Source organism: Paenibacillus tengchongensis, from assembly GCF_008973665.1.
In the GTDB taxonomy this organism is placed as follows: domain Bacteria; phylum Bacillota; class Bacilli; order Paenibacillales; family Paenibacillaceae; genus Paenibacillus_AQ; species Paenibacillus_AQ tengchongensis.
In genome coordinates this window covers 152303-178919 of sequence record NZ_WACP01000007.1, presented here as the reverse complement: position 1 = coordinate 178919, position 26617 = coordinate 152303, and the positions used below count along the sequence as shown (strand labels likewise).

Annotated in this window: 9 protein-coding genes; 4 read left to right on the top strand and 5 right to left on the bottom strand. The window is 55.5% G+C overall.

What is annotated here, in order from left to right:
- Positions 1-166: 166 nt before the first annotated feature.
- From F1381_RS13705 to yhbH, 3 genes are all read left to right on the top strand, one after another.
- Entirely contained in the window at positions 167-6880 is a 6714-nt protein-coding gene (locus F1381_RS13705) for a DUF7507 domain-containing protein (protein ID WP_425495276.1), read from the top strand.
- On the top strand, positions 6877-8562 hold the full coding sequence (locus F1381_RS13700; RefSeq protein WP_151735414.1) for a COG1361 family protein: 1686 nt from the start codon (positions 6877-6879) through the stop codon (positions 8560-8562). The genes F1381_RS13705 and F1381_RS13700 overlap by 4 nt, the downstream gene beginning before the upstream one ends.
- A gap of 110 nt (positions 8563-8672) precedes the next feature.
- Positions 8673-9836: a sporulation protein YhbH gene (gene yhbH / locus F1381_RS13695; RefSeq protein WP_151735413.1), complete on the top strand. Its 1164-nt coding sequence runs from the start codon at positions 8673-8675 to the stop codon at positions 9834-9836.
- Positions 9837-9999: 163 nt separating this feature from the next.
- Here the strand turns inward: yhbH and F1381_RS13690 are convergent, their stop codons facing one another.
- The 4 genes from F1381_RS13690 to F1381_RS13675 form a co-directional block, all read right to left on the bottom strand.
- On the bottom strand, positions 10000-12129 hold the full coding sequence (locus tag F1381_RS13690) for a methyl-accepting chemotaxis protein (protein WP_151735412.1): 2130 nt from the start codon (positions 12127-12129) through the stop codon (positions 10000-10002).
- Positions 12130-12374: 245 nt separating this feature from the next.
- On the bottom strand, positions 12375-13220 hold the full coding sequence (locus tag F1381_RS13685; RefSeq protein ID WP_151735411.1) for a sugar ABC transporter permease: 846 nt from the start codon (positions 13218-13220) through the stop codon (positions 12375-12377).
- Positions 13217-14530: a carbohydrate ABC transporter permease gene (locus tag F1381_RS13680; RefSeq protein ID WP_151735410.1), complete on the bottom strand. Its 1314-nt coding sequence runs from the start codon at positions 14528-14530 to the stop codon at positions 13217-13219. Before F1381_RS13680 ends, F1381_RS13685 begins: the two co-directional genes overlap by 4 nt.
- Positions 14531-14636: 106 nt before the next feature.
- Entirely contained in the window at positions 14637-15971 is a 1335-nt protein-coding gene (locus F1381_RS13675) for a sugar ABC transporter substrate-binding protein (protein WP_151735409.1), read from the bottom strand.
- A gap of 853 nt (positions 15972-16824) precedes the next feature.
- On the opposite strand from F1381_RS13675, the gene F1381_RS13670 reads away from it, so the two are divergent.
- Positions 16825-18570: an alpha-glycosidase gene (locus F1381_RS13670; RefSeq protein ID WP_151735408.1), complete on the top strand. Its 1746-nt coding sequence runs from the start codon at positions 16825-16827 to the stop codon at positions 18568-18570.
- A 213-nt stretch (positions 18571-18783) separates the two neighbouring features.
- Here F1381_RS13670 and F1381_RS13665 read toward each other — a convergent pair whose 3' ends face one another.
- Positions 18784-26364 carry a pullulanase gene (locus F1381_RS13665; RefSeq protein WP_151735407.1) on the bottom strand — a complete coding sequence of 2527 codons (7581 nt, stop codon included), beginning with the start codon at positions 26362-26364 and terminating at the stop codon, positions 18784-18786.
- Between the last annotated feature and the right edge of the window lie 253 nt (positions 26365-26617).

The following is a 26617-nucleotide window of genomic DNA, read 5'->3' as shown; positions in this document are numbered from 1 at the left end:
ACATACAAATCTGTACATCCGCCCTCATAGGCTAATATAGCACAGGATGTCTTGTAAGATCAGGAAAGAGCGCAGATCGTAAAGAAGGGCAGGAGAAGGTCTGCTTTTTTTTTCGTTTGCGGCAACATACGCAGTCACAGCACTACTCAGTAAGGAGGTGAGAATCATTCCTCTAGTCGTTCGGGCTACAGTTAACGCTACAGGCGCCATTACGTTTACCGGAAACACACTGGGTCTCAGCCGTTCGGGCACAACCGGTGTTCCCGGCACCGAAGACAGCATCGGCGCGTTCACTACAGTCAATACTGCCTCCGTGTTCGGCACCTATCCTGCCGGTACCACCAGTCTGTATCAGAACAACAGCTCAGCGGCCATTCTGACGCTGCCGGCCGGAAGCACGGTTTTATATGCCGAACTGATCTGGGGCGGTTCCTATATCAATGGCTCGGTCAATCTCAGCGCGGCCATCAATAACCCTGTGTCCTTTACGACACCGCTCGGGAATACGGTCAGCGTTACCCCTGACTCTGCCACTGCCAACACAGTCGATCTCGGCAACGGCGCGTTCGCTTTTGTGCGGTCAGCCAATGTGACGGGCATTATTCAGGCATCTGGAGCCGGAACCTACATTACCGGCGGTGTAGTCGGGACCATCGTCGTCTCAGGAGATCCTACGGCTAACCATGCCGGCTGGACGCTCGGCGTGATCTACCAGAATCCGTCCCTGCCCTTCCGCAACATGTCGCTGCGGGCCGGAGCGGTGCTCGTGCAATCGACCTCGGCGCCGGTGGTTACGACAATTACAGGATTCGCCACACCGGTTACCGGTGCGCTCGGCGGGCGGGCCCTGTTCAGCGCACAGGAAGGCGACGCCAACCGTTCAGGCGACCAGGCGCTGTTCGGACCGACTTCCGCGACCCAAGTCGCTCTCTCCGGTCCCAACAACTTTGCGAACAACTTCTTTGCGTCACAAATCAACAATGATGCCGGTAATCTGAACACGACCGGAACGTTCGGCAACCGCAACCAGACTAACGGAAGCCCGGGCTCGAATATCATCGGCGGCCGCCAGGGCTGGGATATTACCAATGTCGATGTTTCCGCAAGGCTCGTAAACAACCAGTCTTCCGCCGTACTGACATTGACGACCTCCGGCGATGCCTATGTGGTTAACGCCAACGCCATCCAGGTCAACATCAATGCCCCGGTCATCAGCCTGACCAAAGGCGCCAATGTCACCAGCCCCATCGTCGGAGATGTGATCACCTACACCGTCACCATCAGCAACAGCGGCACGGCCAATGCGGCCAGCGTGGTTCTGTCCGATACGCTTCCGCCGGGCCTGATCTTCGTCACCGGCAGTGTGGTCGCAGCCGGCGTGTCCAGGCCCACCTACGACATTACGGCAGGCATCCCGCTGGGCTCCCTGGCTCTCGGTACTTCCGTTACGATTACATACCAGGCCAGAGTAACGTCGCTGCCCAGCCCGCAGAGCATCGCCAACTCGGCGAATGCGGCATTTACCTTTCAGAGCGTGGCCGGAGGACCTACGGTCTCGGGGGTCATTCCTTCCAATACGGTTACGCTTCCGGTATACTCGCCGGTTGTCGGCATGGTCAAGAGCGGGAGCACAAGTAATGGAACCGTCGGCGACACGATCACCTATACGGTTCAGATCAATAACACCGGCAACATCGGGGCAACCACCACCTTCACCGATAACATTCCGGCCGGAAGCACCTATGTCCCCGGCAGCTTTGCCGTCAACGGCACACCCATTGCCGGCAACCCTGCAGCGGGCATTGCCATAGGCACCATCGCAGCGGGCGCCACCGCCACCGTCACCTTCCAGGTGCTTGTGAACAGCCTCCCTTCGCCGCCGCAGCTTACCGACCAGGCAACCGCCGCTTACACCTTCCTGGTGCCGGACGGACGCACGGTCTCGGGCTCGGCGGCGTCAAATACGCTGACCACTCCGGTCAGACTGCCGAGTGTCGCCGTCGTCAAGAGCGCCAGCCTGCCGGATGTAACGCCTGGCGATGTGCTGACCTACAGCTCAGTGATCACGAACAACGGCATTTCCGCGGTAACAAGTGTAGTATTGTCCGACCCTATTCCTGCAGGCAGCACATTTATACCGGGAAGCGTTACTGTAGGCGGAACGTCGCGGCCAAGCGCCGATCCGGCGGCGGGCATTACCGTAGGGGCCATTCCTCCGGGCAACAGCGTAACCGTCACTTTCCAGGTCAATGTAACCACTGTCCCGGCTGCGGGCCAGCTATCCAACCGGTCATCCGTTTCGTACAATTCAGGAGCATTCTCTGCCATCACGCAGTCCAACACTACCTTGACCCCCGTCTACCAGCCGGTAATCAATATCGCCAAGAGCGCAAATACCTCCAGTGCCACAGTAGGCGGCAGCGTGGTGTATACGCTGCAGGTCAGCAATTCCGGAAATCTGGCGGCCACCGTCACGTTAACCGACACAATCCCGGCCGGTTCCGCCTTTGTACCCGGCAGTGTCACTGTGGGAGGTGTCAGCCGTCCCGGGGATTCCCCGCTGACTGGCATTCCGCTGGGCGCAATCCCGCCCGGAGGCGGAACCGTGACCGTGACCTTTCAGACAGCGGTTCAGAGCCTTCCGTCCCCGGCCGTCCTCAGCGACCTGGGCACCGGCAGCTACACGTACACCCTGCCGAGCGGCCGTTCCCTGTCCGGCAGCAGCGTGTCCAATATCGTCAGTATTCCGGTGTCCGCACCCAATCTGACGGTGGCCAAGACGGGAAATCTCACGTCCGCCGCCGTCGGCGAGAATCTCACTTACACCGTAACCGTAAGCAATCCCAGCGGAGTTACAGTCAATAATGTGGTCTTGTCGGACCCGGTTCCCGCTGGCGGTAATTTCGTCGCCGGCAGCGTTATTGTGAACGGTTCACCCGTACCGGCGGCCAATCCGAACAACGGCATTGCCCTCGGCCCGCTGGCGGCCGGAGCCAGTCACACGGTAATATTCCAGGTGAATGTGGCATTCCTGCCGAATCCCGCCTCCTTTGCCAACCGGGCCAATGTTACCTTTACCGCTGGCGCGTTCAGCGGAACGGCTATCTCCAATACGTTTACGACCGGCGTGTTTATCCCGGTGATCAGCTTGGTCAAGAGCAGCAATGTCCAGCAGGCATCGGTCGGGGGTACCATTGCCTTCTCCATTCAAGTCAGCAACAGCGGCAATATCGCCGCTTCGCTGAATTTGACGGACATCCTGCCGCCGCAGGCCGTCTTTGAAACCAACAGTGTCATTATCGGTACCACTCCGCTGCCCGGATACAGTCCGGCAACCGGAATCCCTGTCGGTCCGCTTGCTCCCGGCGACAGCATCAACGTGAGCTTTCTGGCCACCGTTACGTCCCTGCCGCCGGGGCAAAGCTTCAGCAACTCGGCCGCCGCCGCCTTCACCTTCACGCTGCCGGACGGACGCCAGCTTGGAGCAAGCGCCGTTTCGAACACACTTACCGTCCCTGTCTCCGCGCCCAATGTCAGTGTCGTCAAAAGCGTGAACGCCATCGATGCCGTCACCGGTGATATCCTGACGTTCACCTCCGTTCTGACGAACACCGGCATCGCTTCTGTCAGCAACATCATTCTCAGCGATCCGCTGCCTGAGAATGCGGCTTTCATACCCGGAACCGTAATTGTGGGCGGCGTTCCCCAGCCGCTATCAGTTCCGTCCGCCGGCATTCCAATCGGCAGTCTGGCCCCAGGGGCTTCAGTCGCCGTAACATTCGAGGTGAGGATAACCATGCCGATTCCTTCACAGATTAACAACCAGTCCACCGTGAGCTTTACCTCCGGTGTCTTCTCCGGCTCTTCATCGTCCAACATCACCACGACACCGGTGATTCAGCCGCAAATCTCGCTTGTCAAAAGCGCGAGCGACCAGAATGCAAGCGTCGGGCAAAATCTGGTCTATACGATTGTCGTCAGCAACAGCGGAAATCTCGCCGCCAATGTCACTTTTACGGACAATATCCCGGCAGGTACGGTGTTCGAGCCGAACAGCGTCATCGTCGGCGGCTTCCCGCAGCCGGGCTCTGCGCCGGATACCGGCATTGCCGTCGGTACGGTAGCCCCCGGCACCAGTGTTACCGTCAGCTTTGCCGTATTTATCGTGTCGCTGCCTTCGCCGCAGCAGCTGGTTAACCAGGCCTCGTCGACCTTTACCTTTACGCCGCCCGACGGCCGGCTGCTGACCGGAACAGCGCTGTCGAACACGGTAACAGTTGCCGTCTCCGCCCCGAATCTGGATGTGGTGAAGAGCACTACGTTTACGGCCGCCGCCTTGGGCGATACGGTACCTTATACGGTGACGATTACCAATACCGGAATTGATTCCGTCACCAGTGTACAGCTGAATGATCCGACCCCGGACGGCTCTACCTTTGTAGCGAACAGCGTAGCTGTCAATGGCGTACCGTTTCCGGCTGCAAATCCGGCCACCGGCATTGCCATCGGAACGCTGGCCTCGGGAGCAACAGCGACTGTGACCTACAGTGTGCTGGTGACCGCCGTGCCTGCAGACGCGTCTATCGATAACCAGGCTACCGTTACGTATACCTCCGGGGTATTCTCCGGAACCACCTGGTCCAACCCGGTCGCCGTACCGGTCTTCCAGCCAAGCATCGCTGTGGCCAAGAGCGCCAGCACCACCAACGCCACCGTAGGGGATACGGTTACTTACACCCTGAATGTCAGCAATACCGGAAATTATCCCGCAGGCCTGACCGTAACCGACAACATTCCGGCCGGCACCACCTTCATCCCGAACAGCGTGCTGGTCAACGGACAGCCGCTGCCGCAGGCCGATCCGGCTACCGGAATCGCCGCAGGCATCATTCCGGCGGGCGGGGCCGTGCAGGTCAGCTTCTCTGTGGATATTACCTCCCTGCCGTCACCGCAGCTGCTCGTGAACCAGGGCGCTGCCGCCTTCAGCTTTACGCTGCCGGACGGCCGTACGCTTGGCGGCACCGCCCTGTCCAATACGCTCACGATTCCGGTATCCAATCCGAATCTGGGCGTAACCAAATCCACTGCAACAACGGCAACCACCGTCGGGGATACGATTACGTACACCGTGCTGCTGGTCAATAACGGCATCGCCACAGTCAATAACGTGATCTTTACGGATGCCCTGCCGGCGGGTACGGCCTTTGTGCCGAACAGCGTCACAGTTGACGGTGCGCCGCGTACCGGAACTAATCCGGCCACCGGCGTAACCATCGGCAGCATCGCCCCGGGAGCGACGGTTACGGTCACCTTCGCCGTAACGGTCACTTCGCTTCCGGCAAGCGGCGTGCTGAACAATCAGTCTTCGGTCAGCTTCACTTCGGGTACGCTGGCCAGCACCACGTTCTCCAACATCGTCACCACACCTGTCTATGAGCCGATTCTGTCGGCGGTGAAATCGGGAAGCGCCAGCGTTGCAACGGTAGGCGATACCATTAACTATACTGTCGTGGTCAGCAACACCGGAAACTATGCGGCTACGGCCACACTGACTGATACTATTCCGGCCGGAACGTCGCTTGTGGCGAACAGCGTTCTGCTGGACGGCTTTCCGCTCCCTGGCAGTGACCCGTCCGCCGGCGTACCGCTGGGAAGCCTCGCTGCAGGGTCAACCCACACGCTGACCTTCTCCGTGCTCATTACCACCTTGCCGGCTAGCCAGCAGTTAAGCAACCAGGCCACCGTTGCCTTTGCCTATACCTTGCCGGATGGCCGTACCTTCAACGAATCGGTAGCCTCCAACTTCAACCTGATCCCCGTCTCTTCGCCGGATGTTACTGTGCTTAAGACAACTTCGGTCATTGATGCGGTACCGGGAGATACCCTTCCTTATAATATTACCGTCACCAACAACGGCATTGCTCCCGTTAATAATGTAGTGCTCAGCGACCAGATTCCGGCCGGCAGCAGCTTTGTTCCAAACAGCGTCGTCATTAACGGCACTCCTGCACCCGGGGCTAACCCAGCCAACGGGATCTCCCTTGCCTCCATTGCGCCGGGTGCATCGGTTACCGTTACCTTTAACATTCTGGTCAACACTCTGCCTAATCCGGCCAATCTGAATAACCAGGCTTCGGTGAGCTATTCTTCCGGCGCTTTCTCCGGCGCGGCTTATTCCAACATCCTTACCACGCCGGTGTTCCAGCCGATCGTCAATGTCGTCAAGAGCGCCGACACTGCCAACGCCACCGTAGGCGACACCATCACTTACTTCATTAATGTGACCAATACCGGCAACCTGCCGGCTGCGGTAACCGTCACGGACGCCATTCCGCCGGGCGGCGTATTCATTCCGAACAGTGTGCTCGTCAACGGCGTGCCGGTGCCGGGCGCCGATCCTACAGCCGGCATCAATGTCGGTACCGTCGCACCGGGAGCTACGGTTACGATTACGGTATCGCTGCAGGTAACGGTAGCCACGCTGCCTGCTGCGCAGCAGCTCGTGAACCAGGCTTCGGCCAGCTTCACCTTTACACCGCCGGACGGCCGGCTGCTGAGCGGTACATCGCTCTCGAATACACTGGTGATCCCGGTATCCTCGCCGGACGTCAGCGCCGTGAAGAGTACGCCGGCCATCGACGCCGTGGTCGGAGACATTATCACCTACACGATTGCAGTTACCAACAACGGCATCGCTACCGTCAACAATGTCGTACTGGTTGACCCGATTCCGGCCGGCAGCGTCCTGGTTCCGAACAGTGTCACCGTTGACGGCGTACCGCGTCCGGGAGCCAACCCGGCCACCGGCGTTACGATCGGAAGCATTGCGCCGGGCGCTACAGTAACGGTAACGTTCCAGGTGCAGGTTGTAGAAATATGAGCCTCTCCGAGCGTCTGCAGCCTGTTGTAACGAACCAGTCCAAAATCCTGTTCAGCTCGGCAACCGGCCAGGACAGCATCAGCTTCTCGAATACGGTCGTGACCCCTGTGCTCAGCCCTATGCTCTCCTTGACCAAAAGCACGGACAAAACCAGCGTCTCCCTTGGGGAGACGCTGGTCTACACTTTGACCGCACTGAACGGGGGCAATGTCCCGGCACTCGTCACCGCCGTCGATCCTCTGCCGCAGGGCGTATCCTTTATTGCCAACAGCGTCATCAGAGACGGTGTCCCCCTGCCGGGAATCGTGCCGGGATCAGGAATACCGCTCGGAAGCATCGCTCCGGGAGGCCGGGTTACGGTTGCTTTTCAAGCCATAGTCGTATCCTTGCCCCAAGCCCTTGAGCTCCGCAACCAGGCGCTGGGCCAGTATACGTTCAGGACTCCCGAAGGGCGGCTTGTGCATGGCGAGCTGACCTCCAATGAAGCCGTAGTCTCGCTGCTCTCATACCAATTGTACACCCGGCTCCATGCCAGCACATCCACCACCTTCATCGGCGATGCCGTTACCTACACACTGCTGCTGCGTAACGAGGGAAGTCTGGCGATGGGCGGCGTGACCGCCGTCATTCCGGTACCGGAGGGAGCGGAGTTCATTCCGGGCAGCGTCATCGCACGCGGGATTTATTCTCCGGGCGCCAGCCCGCAGGGCGGAATCCGGCTGGGAACGCTGGGCGCAGGCTCATCCGCCGAAATTACCTTCCGCGTTCGGGTTGCAGCGGAGCCTCCCGGCTCCCTACTTACAACCGCCGCGCAGATCGTTTACGAAGTCTGCAACGCCACCCAATTCACCGAGAGCAACAGTGTGCAGGTGCGGGTCATTGTGCCCGGCGTTACGGTCAGCTTGAAGGTGAACTATCCGGCAGCTGCTCCAGGCGAGACGCTGCGGTATGAATTCACCGTGTGGAACAGCGGCAATCAGGCGGTGGAAGCCGTACTCCTGGGAGCTGTACCCGCCGGAACACTGTTTGTCTGGGACAGTGTCCGGGTCAACGGCGCTCAGCTGAAGGGGATCCGGCCCGCTGAAGGCATCCCGCTGGGCACACTCCGGCCGGCGGTAGCGACCTCCATCGTGCTTGAGGCTGTGATTCCCGAATCGGCGGACGTCAGACAGCTGCCGGCCGTGCAGAATCAGGGCAGTGTCCAGTATACATTCTCGCTGCCTGACGGCCGGAGCGTGCAGGAAGCGGATCTTTCCAATCCGGTGACAACGCTGCTGTTCTCCCCGATTATTGACATCCGCATGACCGGAGAACCGCCGATCATTGAACCGGGCAGCATTGCCATATTCAACATCTATGTACACAACAGCGGCAATTATCCCGCGCATGTCAACGTAGCCCGTATCGTGCCCGTAGGCAGCATGATTGATCCGGATAGGGTAACCGTCAGCGCAGTGACTGTTCCTGAGGCTGCCTCCAGGGGAACTGTGCCGCTGGGCACCGTGGCCCCGGAGCAGTCCGTTCATCTTCAATACCATGTGCGGATCAACCCCGATTTCCTGGGAACTTCGCTGCAGGGCTCATCGACGGCTATATACACCTTCGAAATTGACGGACGCCGGTTCAGCGGCGAGACCCTGTCCAATACCTACAAGCTTATTATTGAAGAAATCAGTGAATAAGTCTTATCACATATTCGCCATCCCCATGAATATACTTTTCTTACATCTGCACCTTGCGCTAAGTGCTACAACAGCCTGTACCGCTTGAACTTTCATGGGAGGTGGTCCGTTTGCCCGATTCGCCGAGTCCATTTTCGTTTGTCGTGTCCAAAGAAGACTGGTCCCTGCACCGCAAAGGCCATCAGGATCAGGAACGCCATCAGCAAAAGGTCAGGGAAGCGATCAAGGATAATTTGCCCGACCTTGTGACCGAAGAGAATATTATTATGTCGGATGGCAAGCAGATTGTGAAGGTGCCGATCCGCAGCCTGGATGAGTACAGAATCATTTATAACTTCAGGAAGCAGAAGCATGTGGGGCAAGGCGACGGCGAGAGCCAGGTAGGCGATGTGCTCGGCCGCGATTCGCAGTCCTCCCAGCCGGGTAAAGGCGACAAGGCCGGAGACCAGCCGGGTCAAGATACGGTCGAGGCCGAGGTGGATATTGAGGATTTGGAGGATATTCTGTTTCAGGAGCTGGAGCTGCCTCACCTAAGACCTAAGGATAAAGAGGAAATCGAGGTCAAATCCATCGTCTTCAACGATATCCGCAAGAAGGGCATGATGTCCAACATCGATAAGAAACGCACCCTGCTGGAGAATCTGCGGCGCAATGCCAGCAGCGGCCGTCCCGGCATCCACAGCATCAGTCCCGACGATTTGCGCTTTAAGACCTGGGATGACATCACGGTTCCCCACTCCAATGCGGTGATCATTGCCATGATGGATACATCCGGCTCGATGGGCACGTTCGAAAAATATTGCGCCCGCAGCTTCTTCTTCTGGATGACCCGATTTCTGCGCCGCCAATATGAGAAGGTGGAGATTGTGTTCCTCGCCCATCATACGGAAGCCAAGGAGGTCAGCGAGCATGATTTCTTCACCCGCGGCGAAAGCGGCGGCACGATCTGTTCATCGGCTTACCAGAAGGCGCTGGAGATTATCGACAGCCGCTATCCGCCGGCCAAATACAATATTTACCCTTTTCATTTCTCGGACGGCGACAATCTGACCTCGGACAACGAGCGCTGCGTGAAGCTGATCGGCGAGCTGCTGAAGCGCAGCAACATGTTCGGCTACGGGGAAGTCAACCAGTACAACCGCAGCAGCACCCTGATGTCCGCTTACCGCCATTTGAAGCAGGAGCAGTTTATGCACTATGTCATTAAGGATAAGAAGGAAGTGTACCAGGCGCTGAGAAGCTTCTTCGGCAAAAGAGAGCCGGCCAAGTCCTGAGCTGCGCAGCGTGCAGAAGGCTTTCCTGATCCGGCTCATCTGCAGACGGCAGCTGGCTGCCGCCTTACGTAGAAAGCAAATAACCCTCCTGTCCGCATCAGCGGTAAGAGGGTTATTCAAGCTGCGCCGACTTATTTCTGCAAGCCTCAGTTTATCCTGAAATTTACTGGTTACCGCCTTCCTGCGCTTGCTCCGTTGAAGGGTTCACCGCCGATTCTCCGGCCTGTCCCTGAAAAGACACCAGCGATTGCTTCAAGCTTTCCGCCAGCTCCTCCAGTTGCCTGGACAGGCTGACCAATTCGCCGCTGACCGTCAGCTGCCGGGAAGACATTGCCGCTACCTCTTCAGTAGATGCGCTGGTCTGCTGCACAACGGAACGGACACTGCCCATGGACTCGCCAAGACGCGACTGGAAGATCGTCAGCTCAGAAACCGCAGCGGAGGATTGGCTTAAGAGTCCGATAAAATCCTCCATCTCCTTGCGTACTGCGGCAAAGATCTGCGAGGACTCCCGTACGGAACCGATTTGCCCGCTGAACAGCGGCACAGCTTCGCCCACCACTTTGACGGTGTCTTCGATGCTCCGTCCGATCTCCTCCGTAATTTGCGAGACGGAGGCAATCGACCGGCTGGACTGGCCGGCCAGCGCACGGATCTCGTCGGCGATGACAACGAAGCCCCTGCCGGCTGCTCCGGCACGGACAGCTTCAATGGAGGCATTAAGCGCCAGAATATTGGTCTGCTTATTCATTGCGATCATCGGCGCCAGAATATTGCGGATCAGATGCGTGCTCTCCTGCAGCTTGGCCGAATTCTCTTCAATCAGCCGCATCATCTGCACGGTGGACTCGCTCTGCGCTACCAGCGTCTTCATCAGCTCCGCTCCCTGCTCGCTGACTGCGATCACCTTCCCGGCTGCCGTGTCCATGACCCGGTTAATCCCGTCCACCTCTTGCATCTTTCCGCCCATCTGTTCCACATCATGGTTACTGCTCTCCGCTTCCGCTGCCAGACTGGCGGCGCCTTGGGCAATCTCATCCGTCGCTACCGCCAGCTCACGGGCATGGTCCGCAATCGTCCCGGAAGCATGAACCAGCTGTTCCGAGGTAGACAGGACCTCCTTCGCCGAGGTTCCGCTCTGTCCGGCGAGCCGCGAAATCTGCTCCATCATCCGGTTGAAGCTGTGACCGAGCCGGCCGATCTCATCCCGCCCTTTGAAATGGGTGCGTACCTGCAGATTGCCCTGTTCTCCTTCCTCCATCAACCGGGCCAGCTTGCCCAGCGGCCGGCCGATCAGACGGATCAGCACATAACCGATCAGGAGAGCGATCAGCGCCGCCGCGAGCACCACAAGCAGCGTAATATACAGCAGGCGGTCAGCCGACTTGGTGAAATCGCTGACCGGCGCGTAGCCAAGCAGTGTCCAGCCGCTTGTAGTCAGCGGCTGGTACACCGCCAGTTGCTCCGTTCCGGCTTCATCATCCGCCATAAAGGAGCGGTCCATTTCCTGCTCCGTCTGCGGCTCGGCCAGAGCCGCAGACGGCTTGATGAATGAAGGCTGCTCCAGCAGGGCATCATCCGCCGCATACACGACGCTTCCAGCATCATCCAGGATGCGCAGCTCGCCGCCCTGGCCGATGTGCAAGTTCGAGAGCATCCCGTTCAGAGCATCCCGCTTGATCTCAATCAGCATATAATACTCCGCTTGCGGATTTTGCATATTGCGCAGAAGCCGCCCCATCGTGAGCGAAGCTTCCGAATATGTATCGAAAAAGCCCTTCGGCCGGACCGGGAACCACACCGGGTTGCCCTTGGCCTCGTCAATCTGCTTGATTCTCGCCAGGATGCCCTCGTCGGTACGGATTCCCGTAACGCCCGAGGTCTTGTAAGACTCAACTTCAGCGAGGCTGCGGGAAACCAGCCGGATCCCCATCAGACGCTCATCGGAGCCCTTGACGGCATCCAGCTTGCTGCGGATACGCCCTTCGGCGGCTACCTTGTCCACCGTCCCGATCCCGGGAGCATTCACCGCCTCCAGATCGGCCTTGAGCGCCTGATCCACGGCAAATTGCCGCGAAAGCGCTTCATATTCCGTAAAAAGAAAGTCGAGTTTATCGGCGGCCTGGACAATCGCTTGGGAGGAGGCGGCCGCCACCTCATCGGTGATGATCCCTTTTGCCGTGTAATAGGAAGTCAAACCAAGCACTGAAGACAATAACAGAATCGTACTGAACAGAATTACGAACAATTTGACGCCAACCGATTGCAGACGCAGGCTTCGTTGCTGTTTCATAAGTCTACTCTCCCCATAGAATAAAATAACGCCACAGTGGTGGGTTTTATCCTTGAAGCCTAATTCAGGCGCTCCGGCAGGAGTTCCTGTGTAACCCACAATGATGCAGGATTTTACATGAATGTCCATTCAGGTGTTTCACGGAGATACGCCATTTTGGGATTGAAAAAACACAAGGTACACCCTTCGCAGTCAAATGAAGGCTGTACCTTGTTTTCGTTAAAGCGCAAAGCAGTAAGAGCTGATTAACCCTTGCTCGCGCCAGCTGTCAATCCTTCGACGAGCAGCTTTTGCAGGAAGGTAAAGAGAATCATAATCGGAATAGAGATCAGTACCGCTCCGGCCGCAAAGGTCGTGAAGTTGGAGTTCTGGTTTGAATTCACCATATCCCACATCCCGACGGCTACCGTCCATTTCTCCTTGGTCCGCAGGATGAGCCGGGCGAAGATAAAGTCGACCCATGGCCCGACAAACTGCGTAAGCGCCATATAGGTAATCATCGGCCTCGACAAAGGCAGGATAACCTTCCAGAAGATCCCAAAGTTACTGGCACCGTCAATGCGCGCGGCTTCATCCAGCGAACGCGGTATCGTATCGAGGAACCCTTTTGCAATCAGCGTCCCGCCCAGCGGAGCCCCGGCTGCATACACGATAATCAGCGCCATATGTGTATCCAGCAGGTCAAACTCTTTGAGCAGCAGATAGATGGCAATCATACTCATGAAGCCCGGGAACATACCAAGCACCAGCAGGCCCGACATGGTGGTCTTGCGTGCCTTGAATCTGAACCGGGAAACCGCATAACTGGTAAGCAAGGTCAGGAAAACGCCCAGAACCATTGAGAATAAAGCGATCTTTAAGGTATTGAGCCACCAGGTAGGGAACAGCAGGGTGGGATCATAGAAGAGCGCCCGGTAATGCTCCAGCGTGAATGTTTCAGGAATCAGTGTTTTGCTGTAAAGGGATTTGCCTGGCCGCAGCGACGATAACAAAATCCAAATGGCAGGATAGAGTGCTGCAACAGACAGGATCAGCAGCATCAAATAACTTAATCCGAGCCGTATTCTTCTTCTAATTTTTACTCCGCTCATTGGATCATGTCCTCCTCCTGGAATGATTTCGTCCGCCGGTAATTGTAAATCGAGAAGCTGGCTACGATCAGGAAGATGATAATTCCGACCGCAGATGCCATGTTGTATTTGTTCTGGTCAAGCGTGAGCTTATAAAGCCACGTTACGAGCAAATCGGTGGAACCCGCATACTGATAATCCCCGTTGGGAGGATTACCGCCGGTTAACAGGAAGATCGCATTAAAGTTATTGATGTTGCCTGCAAACTGGGCGATCAGGGTAGGTGCCGTCGAGAACAGTACCATCGGCAATGTAATAATCCGGAATTTCTGATAGTTGGTCGCCCCGTCTACTTCGGCCGCCTCATACATGTCGCGCGGAATCGTAGTCAGAACCCCCATAATCAGCAGCATGGATACCGGAATGCCGACCCACATGTTAACTACGATAACCGTTACTTTGGCCCAGAACGGATCCGTTAGCCATGGAAGGCCGCCGAGTCCGAAGAACTTCAGATATTGGTTAATCGGGCCAAACTGGCCGTTGAACAGGTTGCGCATAAGCAGCAGGGAGATCATCTGCGGAATAGCATAAGGAATAATCAGGATAGCTCTCCAGACGCCCTTGAAACGGATGCCCTGCTGGCTGACCAGCATCGCGACCAGCATACCGCCGAAATAGGTCGTAACCGTGGACAAAACGGCCCAGATAATAGTCCAGGTAAGTACCCCGTAAAAGGTTTGGCTCCAGGATTTAAGCACCAGCAGATTACGGAAGGTTTCAAAGCCAACCCAGTCTACCAGCTTGGCCGGAGGCATATGGTTAGGCGCAGAATAGTTCGTAAACGCCAGCAGGACCATGAAGATGATCGGCATTACTGTAAATAACAGAATACCTATTGACGGCAGGATAAGAAAGGTCTGCGCAAACTTGTAATCGAGGATATAGCGGATGCTCTGCTTAAATGTAGCGGGAGTATGGCCTGCGTCCCGCGCAGCCCCTGTCTTGCGAGCATCCCGGATATTCATATACCAGGCAATCAGGAACAGCACAAAGAATATAAGCGTAATCAAGCTTTGAATCAGAATGAATATAGAATGGTCGCCTTTGACCAGCTTGGCAATTCCGTTGACCTTCTCGAAGTGCTGGGTGGCAGTACCCAAAGTGACGATTCCCCAGAATGCCCGTCCCAGATTCTGAATAAAGTAAGTTAAGCTTAGTGCCTCTACAATGATAAAAATAATACCTTTGATAAATTGGCGGTTATATATTTGTCCCAATCCCATAAACAAGGTCGACAGTATCGTAGCTCTAGTATGGTGTCGCTGCATTTCCCTTCCGCTCTCCTCTCCTGGGAAATCAGTGAATCGCCCGCCGCAACCGGGCGGCGGGCGATTTGATTTCATAAATTCACTGTTGGATTAGACCTGTAGATGCTTACTGTGCAGAGCCGTTGTTCAGATCCTTGATCTGTTGGGCTGCTTTGTCCATGGCAGTCTTAGGGTCTGCGCCTTTGTCCCAGATTTCCGGCAGGGCTGCATTTACAGGGCTCCATACATTGCCCATTTCAGGGATGGATGGCATTGGCTGGGAGTTGGTAGCCTGTTCAGCAAAAGCGGATACATAAACGTCATCCTTGATTTGCGGGTCTTCCAAAGCTTCCAGGTTGGTAGGAATCGATCCGACCAGTTCGTTCAGCTTCAGCTGGGCTTCCTTGCTGGAAGCGAACTCGGCATAAAGCTTAGCGGCATTTGGATATTGGGTATAGGCGTTAACTGCAAAGATCTTGAAGCCGGCCAGGGAGATGGCCGTCTTGCCGCCGATGGTCGGCAGCGGTGCCAGACCCAGGTTGTCTCCCAGAGCTGCTTTGTAACCGGCCAGCTCCCAAGGTCCGTTGATATCCATGGCCACATCGCCGGAGTTGAAGAGACTGCGCTTGATGTCCGGGTTAATGTCGCCGCTGTTGATTGGCAGCACTTCTTTCAGCTTCACGAATTCACTCAAGCCTTGGATGGCGCCGTCGGTATTGATACCGATATCATCCTTGTTCGTACCGTTATCCCCGAAGATATATCCGCCGTTAGATGCGATGAACGGATAGTTGAAGTACATGTTGCCGACTTCCCACATAATTCCGTACTTGTTCTGGGCTTTATCCGTGAAGGTTTTGCCGAATTCGATGACTTCATCAAAGCTCTTTGGCGCTTCAGTAACAAGAGACTTGTTGTAATACAAAGCATAAGTTTCAGCCGCACGCGGATAGCCGTACAGCATTCCGTCATAGCTGGAACCCGTAATCGAAGCTTCCGTATTGTTCTGAACAGTTTCTTGCTCAAACACATCGTTTGGAAGCAACAGCTGTGCACTTGCGGCTCTGCCCAGGTTATCGTGAGGAATCAGGATAACGTCGGCAGCAAGACCGGAAGGACCGTCCTGGGACAGTTTGGTAACCTGCTCTACCGGCGACAGCTCTTCAATTTTTACCGGAACATTGTATTTCTCCGTGAATTCCTTGGCAATGGCGTCGGTAAAGGCTCTTTCTTCCTTACTTTCCCAAACAACCAGGGTTGCGCCATCCTCAGGTGTGATTTGGGCGGTTTCGCCGCCAGTGTTCTCACCGCCGGCGTTTCCGGCTGGAGCTGCGCTTTCTGCCGGTGCATTCGTCGGCTCCGTGTTGCCGTTGTTCGCAGTATTGTTGTTGCCTCCGCAAGCTGCAAGCGATGCTGCCATTGTGGCAACGGCTGTGACCATCATCCATTTTTTCATTTTCATTACAGATAACCCCTCCTGTTATTTAACTCAAATGAAAGACCTTCCGAGATGTTGCGCAAACGATTCCAATAAAATAAAAATGAAATGCTATCTTTGTGTTTTAACTCTGGGTAATCGTTTGCCAAATCTATAGAAAGCGCTTTATTGCTGAAATAATCATACACCACAGATAATGGTTTGTAAAAACGTTTGCACATATCTAATTTGACCATTTTTAATCGTTTTTATAAAAATATAAGATGATTACGCCGAATATCGCATATTTACTCCGATTTCCTTTTATTTTCACTCGTTTTTACTTTTCGTTTTGGATTCATGTCCACAATGAGCCTGCAAAAAATACATTATGAGGGTTTATTAGCCCAAATGTACCGCTTCATTTTCAATAAACTGCAACCCGCAAAATCTTCCGTACGTGCAACGGTTTGTGCAAAGCGCTGCGTCGGCGATAAGATGTAGTTGTCTGCACCCGGATCCCGAATCAGTGCAGGATGCTCCGGCACAGAATGACCTCTGCTTAATTTCTGCTCTTTTCGACCATTTATGTATCCGGATGCCCTCAGGAGAATATATGGAGGCTGGCTTGCCATTTTTCCAGCCTCCAGCATTTCTGTTTACAATTTAGCCATGCTTGATTAATATGTTTATAAGCAAACGATTCCATCAGACCCTCGGTGATGAATAGACAATCGGCCGAAAAATGAAGCCATAGGCTTCGTTTATTTTTTTCGCTTTTTGTACAAACGTTTGCGCTTGACAAGCGAGCGATCGCAGAGATAGTTTCACCAGAAAGTACATATGTAAGGCCGCTTACAGGAATGCTGTGTATCAATTATTTTAGGAGGATTCATCTATGTTGCTTGAAGCTGTCTATCACCGTCCCCGCCTGAACTGGTCCTATGCCTATGACCGCCAGACCATCCATCTGCGCCTGCGCGCCAAAAAAGGCGACTTGACTGAAGTGTTCGCCTGGGTCGGCGACAAATACGCCTGGGATACCACCAAAGAATTGATTCCTATGAAGCTGTTCACCTCGGATGCCATGTTCGATTACTGGGAATGTGAGTCGGTGCCCAAGCTCCGGAGACTGAAATACGGCTTCCTGCTGCAAAAGGATGCAGAACGTATCTGGATGACTGAAAACGGCTTCGTCACCGAACGCCCGGCCAGTCCGCTCAAGCTGTTCGAGTATCCGTTCCTCAATCCGATCGATGTGTTTACACCGCCGGCTTGGGTAAAGGATGCTGTGTTTTATCAGATTTTCCCTGAACGCTTCGCGAACGGCGACCCTGCGCTTGACCCCGAGGATGTAGAGCCATGGGGCGGAACGCCGACTCCGCATAATTTCTTTGGCGGAGACTTGCAGGGGGTTATCGATCATCTCGATTATCTGACCGAGCTTGGCATTACAGCCATTTACTTCACGCCGATCTTCAAAGCGACGACCAACCATAAATACGATACAGAAGATTATATGATGGTCGATCCGCACTTCGGGGACGTTCAGACCTTGAAGCGTCTGGTCGGCGCTTGCCACGAGCGGGGAATCCGTGTGCTGCTTGATGCCGTATTCAATCATTCGGGCCGTACCTTCGCCCCGTTCGTCGACGTTCTGGAGAAGGGCGAAGCCTCTCTTTATAAAGACTGGTTCCATGTCCGTGAGTTTCCGCTCCAGGTTATCGACAATATCCCGAATTACGACTCCTTTGCCTTTGAGCCGCTGATGCCGAAGCTGAACACAGAGCATCCCGAGGTCAAAGCTTACCTGCTCAAAGTAGCTGAATTCTGGATCAGGGAGGTCGGGCTCGACGGGTGGCGGCTGGATGTGGCCGATGAGGTCGACCATGCCTTCTGGCGTGACTTCCGCAAAGTCGTAAAGGCTGCCAATCCCGATGCATATATCCTCGGTGAAATTTGGCATGAATCTGCTCCCTGGCTGGAGGGCGACAAATTTGATGCGGTGATGAATTATCCGTTCACCGATGCGGTACTGGACTTCTTCGTGCAGGGAAATGCGGATGCGGAGGGCTTCGCCCATGCCATCGGCAGCCAGCTTTCGCGCTACCCGCTCCAGGCCAGCGAGGTTGCCTTCAATCTGCTGGACAGCCATGACACACCGCGCGCGTTGACACTCGCGGAAGGCAACAAGAACAAGCTCATGCTGGCCGCACTCTTCCAGTTCACCTTCATGGGAACGCCGTGCATTTACTACGGCGATGAAATCGGCATGGACGGTGAGAACGATCCCGGCTGCCGCAAATGTATGGAATGGGACCCGGCGAAGCAGGACCGCGGGCTATTCGGGTACTATCAGCAGCTGATCCGTATCCGCGCCGCCCATCCGGCGTTGCGGACAGGCTCCATCACTTTCCTGGAAGCCGCTCCTCAGGGCACCAAGCTGGCCTACGAGCGCAGCCTCGGCGGTGAAGTAATTATCGTGCTGATGAATACGGAGGAAACCGCACAAACCTTCCAGCTGAGCGTGGATGAACGGGAGTGGAACAACCTCTTCACAGGGGATACGCTCCGGGCCGAACGCGGCAGGCTGACGGTCAAGCTGCCGGGGTACGGCTATATGGTACTGAAAGCCCAGATATAGCATCAGCACTGCAGGGCCGAATGTCTAAGCCTGCCTGTTGAAACTGCTAGCTTGCAGTTTGTTATGAACAGTTTAGCGGACACCTGCATACTGCCGGTAAGCTTTCAGAACACAAAGCCGCACAACATAGAAAGGCACTCTTCACGAAGAAGAGTGCCTTTCTTTATTTCTTGTGACCGGTTAATTGCCCGGTGCCGCTAGTCACAGCAGCCCTTACAAGCCAAGCAGGCGGTAGATGACCTGTGCGCTTTCGGCACGGGTCATCGCGGCCTTCGGTGCAAATCCGCCGCCTTCGCGGCCCTGGATCAGGTTCAGGTCGGAGGCTGCGTTAACATAAGACGCAGCCCATGCGCTGATGTCAGCGGCATCGGTGAACGATGCTGAAGCTGCCGCAGTCAGCTCGCGTCCTTCCTTGACCTGCAGCGCACGGATCAGCATCGCCGCCATTTCCTCGCGGGTGACCGTGCTGTTCGGTGCGAAGCGGCCCTCGCCGCGTCCGTTCACGATCCCCAGACTGACCGCCGTGTTCACATCGGCGGCATACCATGCACCCGCCGCTACGTCGGCGAAAGCGCCCTGGCCAGTGCCTTGCAGTCCCAGCGCGCGGACCAGCAGCGCGGTAAATTCGGCGCGCGTCACCTTGCCTCCGGGATTGAAGGCATCCTGGCTCACACCGTTCACGATTTGCTTCGCACTAAGCGATTGGATCGCTTGGAACGCCCAATGTGCAGCCGGTACATCTTTGAAGGTCTTCTTGACTTCAAGCGCCGCGTACTGGCTGAAATGCGTCACTTGGGCTGTAACAGTCTTGTCGTGCAGCGTGCCGCCTGCATAATCCAGTTCTCCGCCGGCGTCCAGATGGAACACGCCCAGCAGGTCGCTGTCCGGGCTTCCGCTCACCTGGAAGGCCAGGGTAACCGGTTCGTCAAAGGCCGTCGCCGGAACCGCAGAACCGTCCTTCAGCATCATCTGCAGACGGAAATCATAGATGTCCGACACTGCGTTCACCTGTGTACTGCTGCTGTTCAGCTTCTGCAGCAGCGCCTTCGCGGCAGCCTCCTCGAGCGGCGCAGCCGCGAAAGTAATGGATGCGCCATCCGCTTGCGCTGCGGTGAGCGACTTCTGCAGCGCAGCCAGCACGGCATTCGGCAGCGTAACAGTCAACCCGTTCATCTGCAGCTCCAGATCGCTTGCGCCCATAACAGCAGCAGCATCCACCGGCAGCTGTACGGCATGCTTGCCCGTCTCCACCTTCACTGTCACCTTGCCGTCTTTGACGGCGGACAGAATGTCCTTGCCGACCAGTTGGGCCGCAGCAGGGGCTGTCGGAGCAGGGGTCGGCGCAGGAGCCGGTGCAGGTGTTCCTCCATCATAAGGAACGGCAGTAAGAATTACAGTTCCTCCCTCATCTCTGCCTGGCAGCTCAAATGCAACTGTGCCATCTGCAGCCACACGGTACTGCTTGCCGCTGTATTCATCCTTCACGGCGCTGTTTGCCGCAAAAGGTACAGGAATCGCTGCATTCACCTTCTCAGCGTTCGTGTTGATTACTGTAACGATATGCGCTCCTAAATATGCTTTATCGAATGCCAGGTAGCCGGTCTCGTCGGAGCCCGCCAGCTTCGTGCGTTCACCCTTCGAGTACAGCTTGGAATACTTCGCCCGGATGCTCAGCAGCTTCTGGTAATGCTCATGCAGGTCCGCTTCCGCTTCCAGCTGATCCCAAGGCATGTCGGCGCGGTTCTCGCTCAGCTCGCCCTTAGACATATCACCGGCATTCTTTCCGGAACGTCCCAATTCTTCGCCATAGTAGATGACAGGCTGGCCTTTGGCAGTAATCTGCAGCGCCGCAGCTGCCTTAAGCTTGCCCTTGTCGCCATTCACCGCCTCCGAGGTCAGGAATCCGTCCTCGTCGTGGCTGCTCAGGAACTGCGCCATCATCTTGGTATTGTCGATCTTCGCTTCACGCTCCTGCAGGTAGCCGTCGACCGCCTCGATGCTTCCGCCCACAAACGCTTTGGCCTGCTCCTTGAAGCCGAAATCAAGCAGACTGTCCATTTGTCCGGACTGCAGATAGCCGCCGTTATTGTCAATGGTGCCGCCGAAGTACTCGCCAACCATTTTAAATTTCGGCGCAATTTCGGTCAACGCATTCTTGAACGCTTTCCAGGTAGTGCTCTCTACATGCTTGACAGTGTCCACGCGGAAGTAATCAATGGTATCGCCGCGGTCCGTCCGGGCATTCTCCAGCCATCCCGTCTGCCAGGCAATGATCTTCTCGCGTACAGCCGGATCTTCCGTCTTGAAGTCCGGAAGGCCGCTCAGTTCTCCCTTGATGACATCCTTATCTGTATCTACGCCGTCCGTACGCAGCATGCCGGCAAAGCGCGCCTTATCTTCGGCGGTTACGCCCGAAGCCGTGTCGCTTTCCTTAAGGCCATAGCCGGCGTGGTTCAGCACGACATCGACCATGATTTTGATGCCGCGGTCATGCGCTTTCTCGATCAGCTCCTTGAAGGTTTCCATGTCGCCGAGATGCTCGTCAAGCTGGGTGAAATCTTTGGCCCAATAGCCGTGATAAGCATATTGCTTGCCAAAGCTTGCTCCCTGGTTAAAGTCGATATTGTCGACAACCGGTGTAATCCAGAGCGTGTTGATACCCAGTTCCTTCAGGTAATCCAGACTGTCGATCATTCCTTGGAAATCTCCGCCATGATAAGCTTCGAGATGATCCTTATCCACATTCTCATTGTTGCTGGCATCGCCGTCCTTGAAGCGGTCGGTCAGCGCAAAGTAAATCCGCGCCTCATCCCAATCAAAATCAAGTGCATCCCCTGTATAGGTTCTGGCCTTGACCTGAATGGTCGCCTGCTGCTGGTGACGGTTGCCGTACTGGTCCACCAGGGTTACCGGAATAGTCTTGATTCCGGCCGGAACGTTGTCCCTGACCGCAACCGTCTGTTTCAGCAGCTCCGTATCCAGCGGTACCGCCGACGGACCGCCCAGCTCGCTCAAATCGAGATATCCCGCTCTATACGTCACCTCTTCGTCCGAAACGGCCTGAACCTCCACCACTGCATTCTCGTCGGAGGTTATCGCCGCCGGGCTTACCGAGGCCGTGAGCGTAACCTTCGGATTGCGGTAATAAACCGATGATTTGCCGTCCACCGTATTCTTCGGATCGGTGATTTCGCGGGTCTCCCCGTCCTTGGTCACAACAAAGGTATATTCATACGTACCGTTTGTCAGCCCGGTAAGGGTATAACTGAACCATTCATTCTCCGGATCATAGGTCATCGCATATTCGGTTCCGTTCACCTTAACCTTAATATCCGTAATCGGTGAGACGTCCCCAAGCCGGAACAGCTCCGGATCGCGGTACAAGAACTGAACGGTCCCGTTCTCCAGGACAGGGCCAGTAATAACCGGCGTTACATCCAGTTCCTGAACCATGCTGGTTACCGTTACCTTGATATAGCTCTCGCCTGCAGGCAGCGGAATGTACCGGTCATTCTGAATATCCTGCTTGCCCGTTAACCAGTCGGTGCCTTTCCGCAGCACGAAGCCCATCCGGGTAATATCCTTGCCAACTTCGACCAGCACGGTAACCTTACCGCCCTCGGCTGTGTCCAGGTCAACCTGGCCATCGCTGGCACCGCTCTCCCAGACCCACATGTTCCAGTCGGTATAGTCCTTGTCCGGACGGATATACGTAAACTCGACGTAGCGTTTGTTGTCCAGCACAGGCCGTTTTACCTTGACAGGTACGGTCACTGTTTTGCCGCCATAGCTCACCGTAATGTTGGCAGATCCGCTGCTGACTGCTTTAACCGCACCTTTATTGGTCACAGCCGCCACTTCCGGCTTGTCGGAGACATAGGACGCACTGCCCGTGACTGTCCGTCTGCTGCCGTCATCGTAAAGAGCGGATACTTTCATCTGATGAGTCTTGCCGAGCTCCAGGTCATACCCGGCGCTGTCCGTCTCCAGAGAAGTCAGCACGGCAGCTTCGGCATCCACCTGGATGACGACCGCAGTCAGCGGGTCCAGTGTAATGGCCTTATCCGTCAGCGTGAAGCCGGTCTGATCCGCGGCAGGAATAGCCTGGATACCTGCTTCATCGCTATCCACGAGCACCGTGCCTCCCGTCAGATCCTCGGACAACGACAGGGTTCTGGATACACCGTCGGCATTCACAAATACATAATAAAGGCCGGTTCCATCCGTCGCTTTATTCTTGTAGCCAAGCAGCAGATCACTTTCCTTCACTTCAGGCGCCTCAACCAGGGTCACATTGGTATCGGTCAGCCTTTGGTCGCCAAGACGGAAAGCATCGGTCGATTTCCGCAATTCAATCAGGCCTGCAGTGTAATCCTTGGTCAAATTCTGTACCGGATACTTGGCCGTATCGGTGACCTTCGACCAGTCAAACATGTTGACCGCATCCGAAGAATCATAGGAATCGTGAATGAAATAACCGAAGGATTGGCCGCTTTCATCAAACATCTCGGTAGCTTTCTGCTCGGGAACGCCCTCCGCCTTCCACTCCTTGGTGCGGCCGTATTCCTGGCCGGCCTGGATGAACGGTGTCCCCTGCGAAGTCATGACCAGCAGGTTGCCGAGCCGGATGCGCTGCTGAATCTCCAGCTCATTCGCTTCGATCGCCGGGTCTTTCTTGATCGACTGCGCGATGACATCGTGCAGCGTCAGATTGTCATGCGCTTCAATATAAGAAATAATGTCGCCCGGATCATCTGCCGGAACATTGGATGGCTGGGCTTTAATCAGATCCAGCATGTAAGAGATTTGACGTGCGCCGCCTGTCAGGAAGCGCGGCTGGCCTTCGTTGCCGAAGCCGGATTTCAGCTCATTGCGGAATTCATCGGAGAAGACGCCGACATCGTCGGTCTTGTTCATCCAGTTCTGATCCGCCCCTTTGCCTGTAAGAGCCGGGTCGGAAGCATAGCCGCTGAACGTCTCCCAGCCTTCGCCGAGGAACAGCGCGTCCGGGTTAATCTCCGCCGCCGCGTTATAGGCGGCCTGCACCGCATCCTGGGTGGCATCGCCCATCATGTCAAAGCGCATACCGTCGATTCGGTACTCGTTGAACCAGTATTTAACGGAATCGACCATCAGCTTCTCAGCCATCAGGTGGCTGGTTGCCAGGTTGTTGCCGAAGCCGCCGACAAAATTGCCGGTCGCATCCTGGAAGAAATAATAGTTCGGAACGATATCGTTCAGGAAATCCTTCTTCGCCATATGGGTGTATACAACGTCAAGAATTACGCCCATACCCGCCTCGTGGACGGCGTCAATCAGGCCCTTCAGTTCCTTAATCCGCAGCTCCGGGTCAGCAGGATTCTCTGAATAAGCGCCATCAGGCGAGAAGTAGCTGTGCGGGTCATACCCCCAGTTGTATTCATTGTTCTGGGCGGAGTATCCGCCTTCGCGTTCGCCCATCTTCGTCTCGTCGCCATAGTACCACGACATTACCGGAAGCAGCTGAATATGGGTAACTCCAAGTGATTTAATATAATCGAGCTTCTTGGCAAAAGCGGCATAGGAGCCCCAGCGCTCGCCGTCCAGCGTACTCTCGATGGAAGGATCGGAGGTAAAGTCGCGGACATGCACCTCATAAATGACCGCATCCTCGCGCTTCTCGTATCCGTCGATGTCCGCAGCGGTGAAGCTGTCCGGATTGGTAGCGCTTAAGTCGACGATCGCAGCCTTGCCGACGGTATCGCCGTCCGCACCTGCCTGGCCCGCAGAATTGACTGTAAACATGGCCATCGATTTGGCGTAAGGATCCAGTACAGGCTTGGTTTCACCGTTATTCGTCACTTCATATTGATAATAGTAGCCACGCACATCGTCTGCGCCCGGCACTTCCTTCAGGTCGGACGGCTTAAGCGTAGCCGACCAGACACCCTGCTCGCCCCGGGACAGGCTGATTTGCCCGACATGCACGGCGGCATCGTCTTTGTCGTATAAATTGGCCACCACGCTGCCGGCCAGCGGGGCCCACAGCTTCAGCGTCGCCGTATGATCCGCAGAATTATAAGTGGCACCGAGATCATCGCCCGTATAGTTGTAGAGCGAATCGATCATCCGCCAGCCGCCTGCGGCAGAGACGGTCCGTCCGGAGTACGTTACACTGAGCGGGGTTTTATCCAGATTGAAGGCTTCGGTAGTGACCTTCACCTGTATGCCGTTAAGGATTGCCGCGCTCTTGACCGGAATGACTGAATTGTCAGAGTCAAGCACTGTAATTCCGTTCTGCAGCGTTGCTGCATCCAGTCCGTCGGTCAATGTAAAGCCGAGCAGCAGCTCGGTCGCGGACACGACTTCGGCGGACGCCAGGCTTACCGGCAGTTCACCAAAGGAAGAAACGTAAACAGTGTCCTTGCCCTCAGTAATCCAAAGCTGATTATAACGGTCCAGCAGTGAAAAGGTTTTGTTCTCGCCATCCTTCTCCCCGGTGGAGCGGTTGACGATCACAAAGCCGATTTTTTTGGCCTGTTCGGTCAGCGGAATATCCACATAAGCGCCGTAGCTGTCCACTTGGCCTTCCGGGAACGCAGTGGCGGCTTCCGGCCATTTCCCCACCGTCTCGGACGGCCGGGCTACGTCTTCCCAGTGCCATACACCATAAGAGCTTTCATCCCCGTCTGCTCGGTTGTAATGAATGCGCACTGTATCGGCAGGCAGTTCTACCGGTTCATAAGGTGACACCTTATCCGATCCCGTCTTGATCCAGACCTCATTGGTCTGCGGAGTGCCGATTGTATACAGCTTGTTGCCGCCGTCCTTCTCCTCGGTTACCATGTTGACGATCAGGAACGATATGTTCTTGGCATTTTCCTTCAATTGAATGTCAATGTAAGCACCATAGCTGTCCGTTTGTCCCTCCGGAATGGGAATAGCGCCGTACGGCCATCCCGTGGTTTCAGCAGGTACACCTTCCCATATCCACACTCCCTGGTTCTTGTAGTTCCCGTCCTCGCGCTGATAGTGAATGCGGATATGCCCTTCCGGCACCGGAATAACTTCTCCCGGCTCAGGCTTTGGTACCGGCACGGTGAAGTCTGCCTTCACTCCGTGATCCGCTGCACTGTAGCTGAAGGTAACGGCAAGATCCTGCGGCAGGCTCAGCGCCTCCGCCTGTTCGGGATACAATTGCTCTTCCGCAGAAGCAGTACCCGGAATATAAATCTGGTAAGTATAATCGCCCTCCGGCAAGTTCACCTTGCGTTCATACACATTGTCGAAGTTCGTGTCGGCAAGTATAGTCTGCGCCGTTTGCGGCGATGAGTCTGCGGCTTCGCCCAGCTCGGTCTGCAGTGTTCCTGTCAGACGCGGCGAGACGGGATGATAATACGTCGAATCCGCAATTTTCTTCGTTATGTCATTGTAATAGAACGTTACGGCCGTATCTTCGGCCAGGGTAAGGACAATATTGCCGCCCTTCTGGGCGCCGTTTGGATTGGTGTAGCTTGCAATGCCGAAATTGTCCGTCCAAGCATCGTTCAAAGTCACTTTATACTCGTAGGTTCCCGCCGGTAAAGTTCCGGTAAAGGTATAGGTACCATTGTCCAGATAGGTCATTTGCGTAACTGTGGATTTCTCATCCCAGTCCTTGGTGTTCCCCAGTTTGGTCTGCAGATTTCCTGCCAGCACAACCTTCGTTGTTTCAGCCGCAGCCACCTTTGCCGGGTAACCTGTAAAATAGGAGCAGACCAAAACGATAATCATGCTGATCGCAAATGCCTTTTTGCCCCATAATGCCCATTTCATCCGTTAAAAACCTCCCTGTCGCTATGTTGTTTGCGGTTAAGACAAGCAATGGACGCTCCGGTCACCTCCCCTATTCCTGATATGTTTTCACCTCACACATAGCGCAAACGTTTGCAAAAATAGCTGAACACAGCCATTACGCGCAACGGAAAATCAACCAGCCGAAAACACGGCCGGAAATCCTCTTTGTAAGCGCTTTATGTTCTTTTTATCATACTAATCCTGAACTTTCCGCATTGTCAACTGGCAAAAT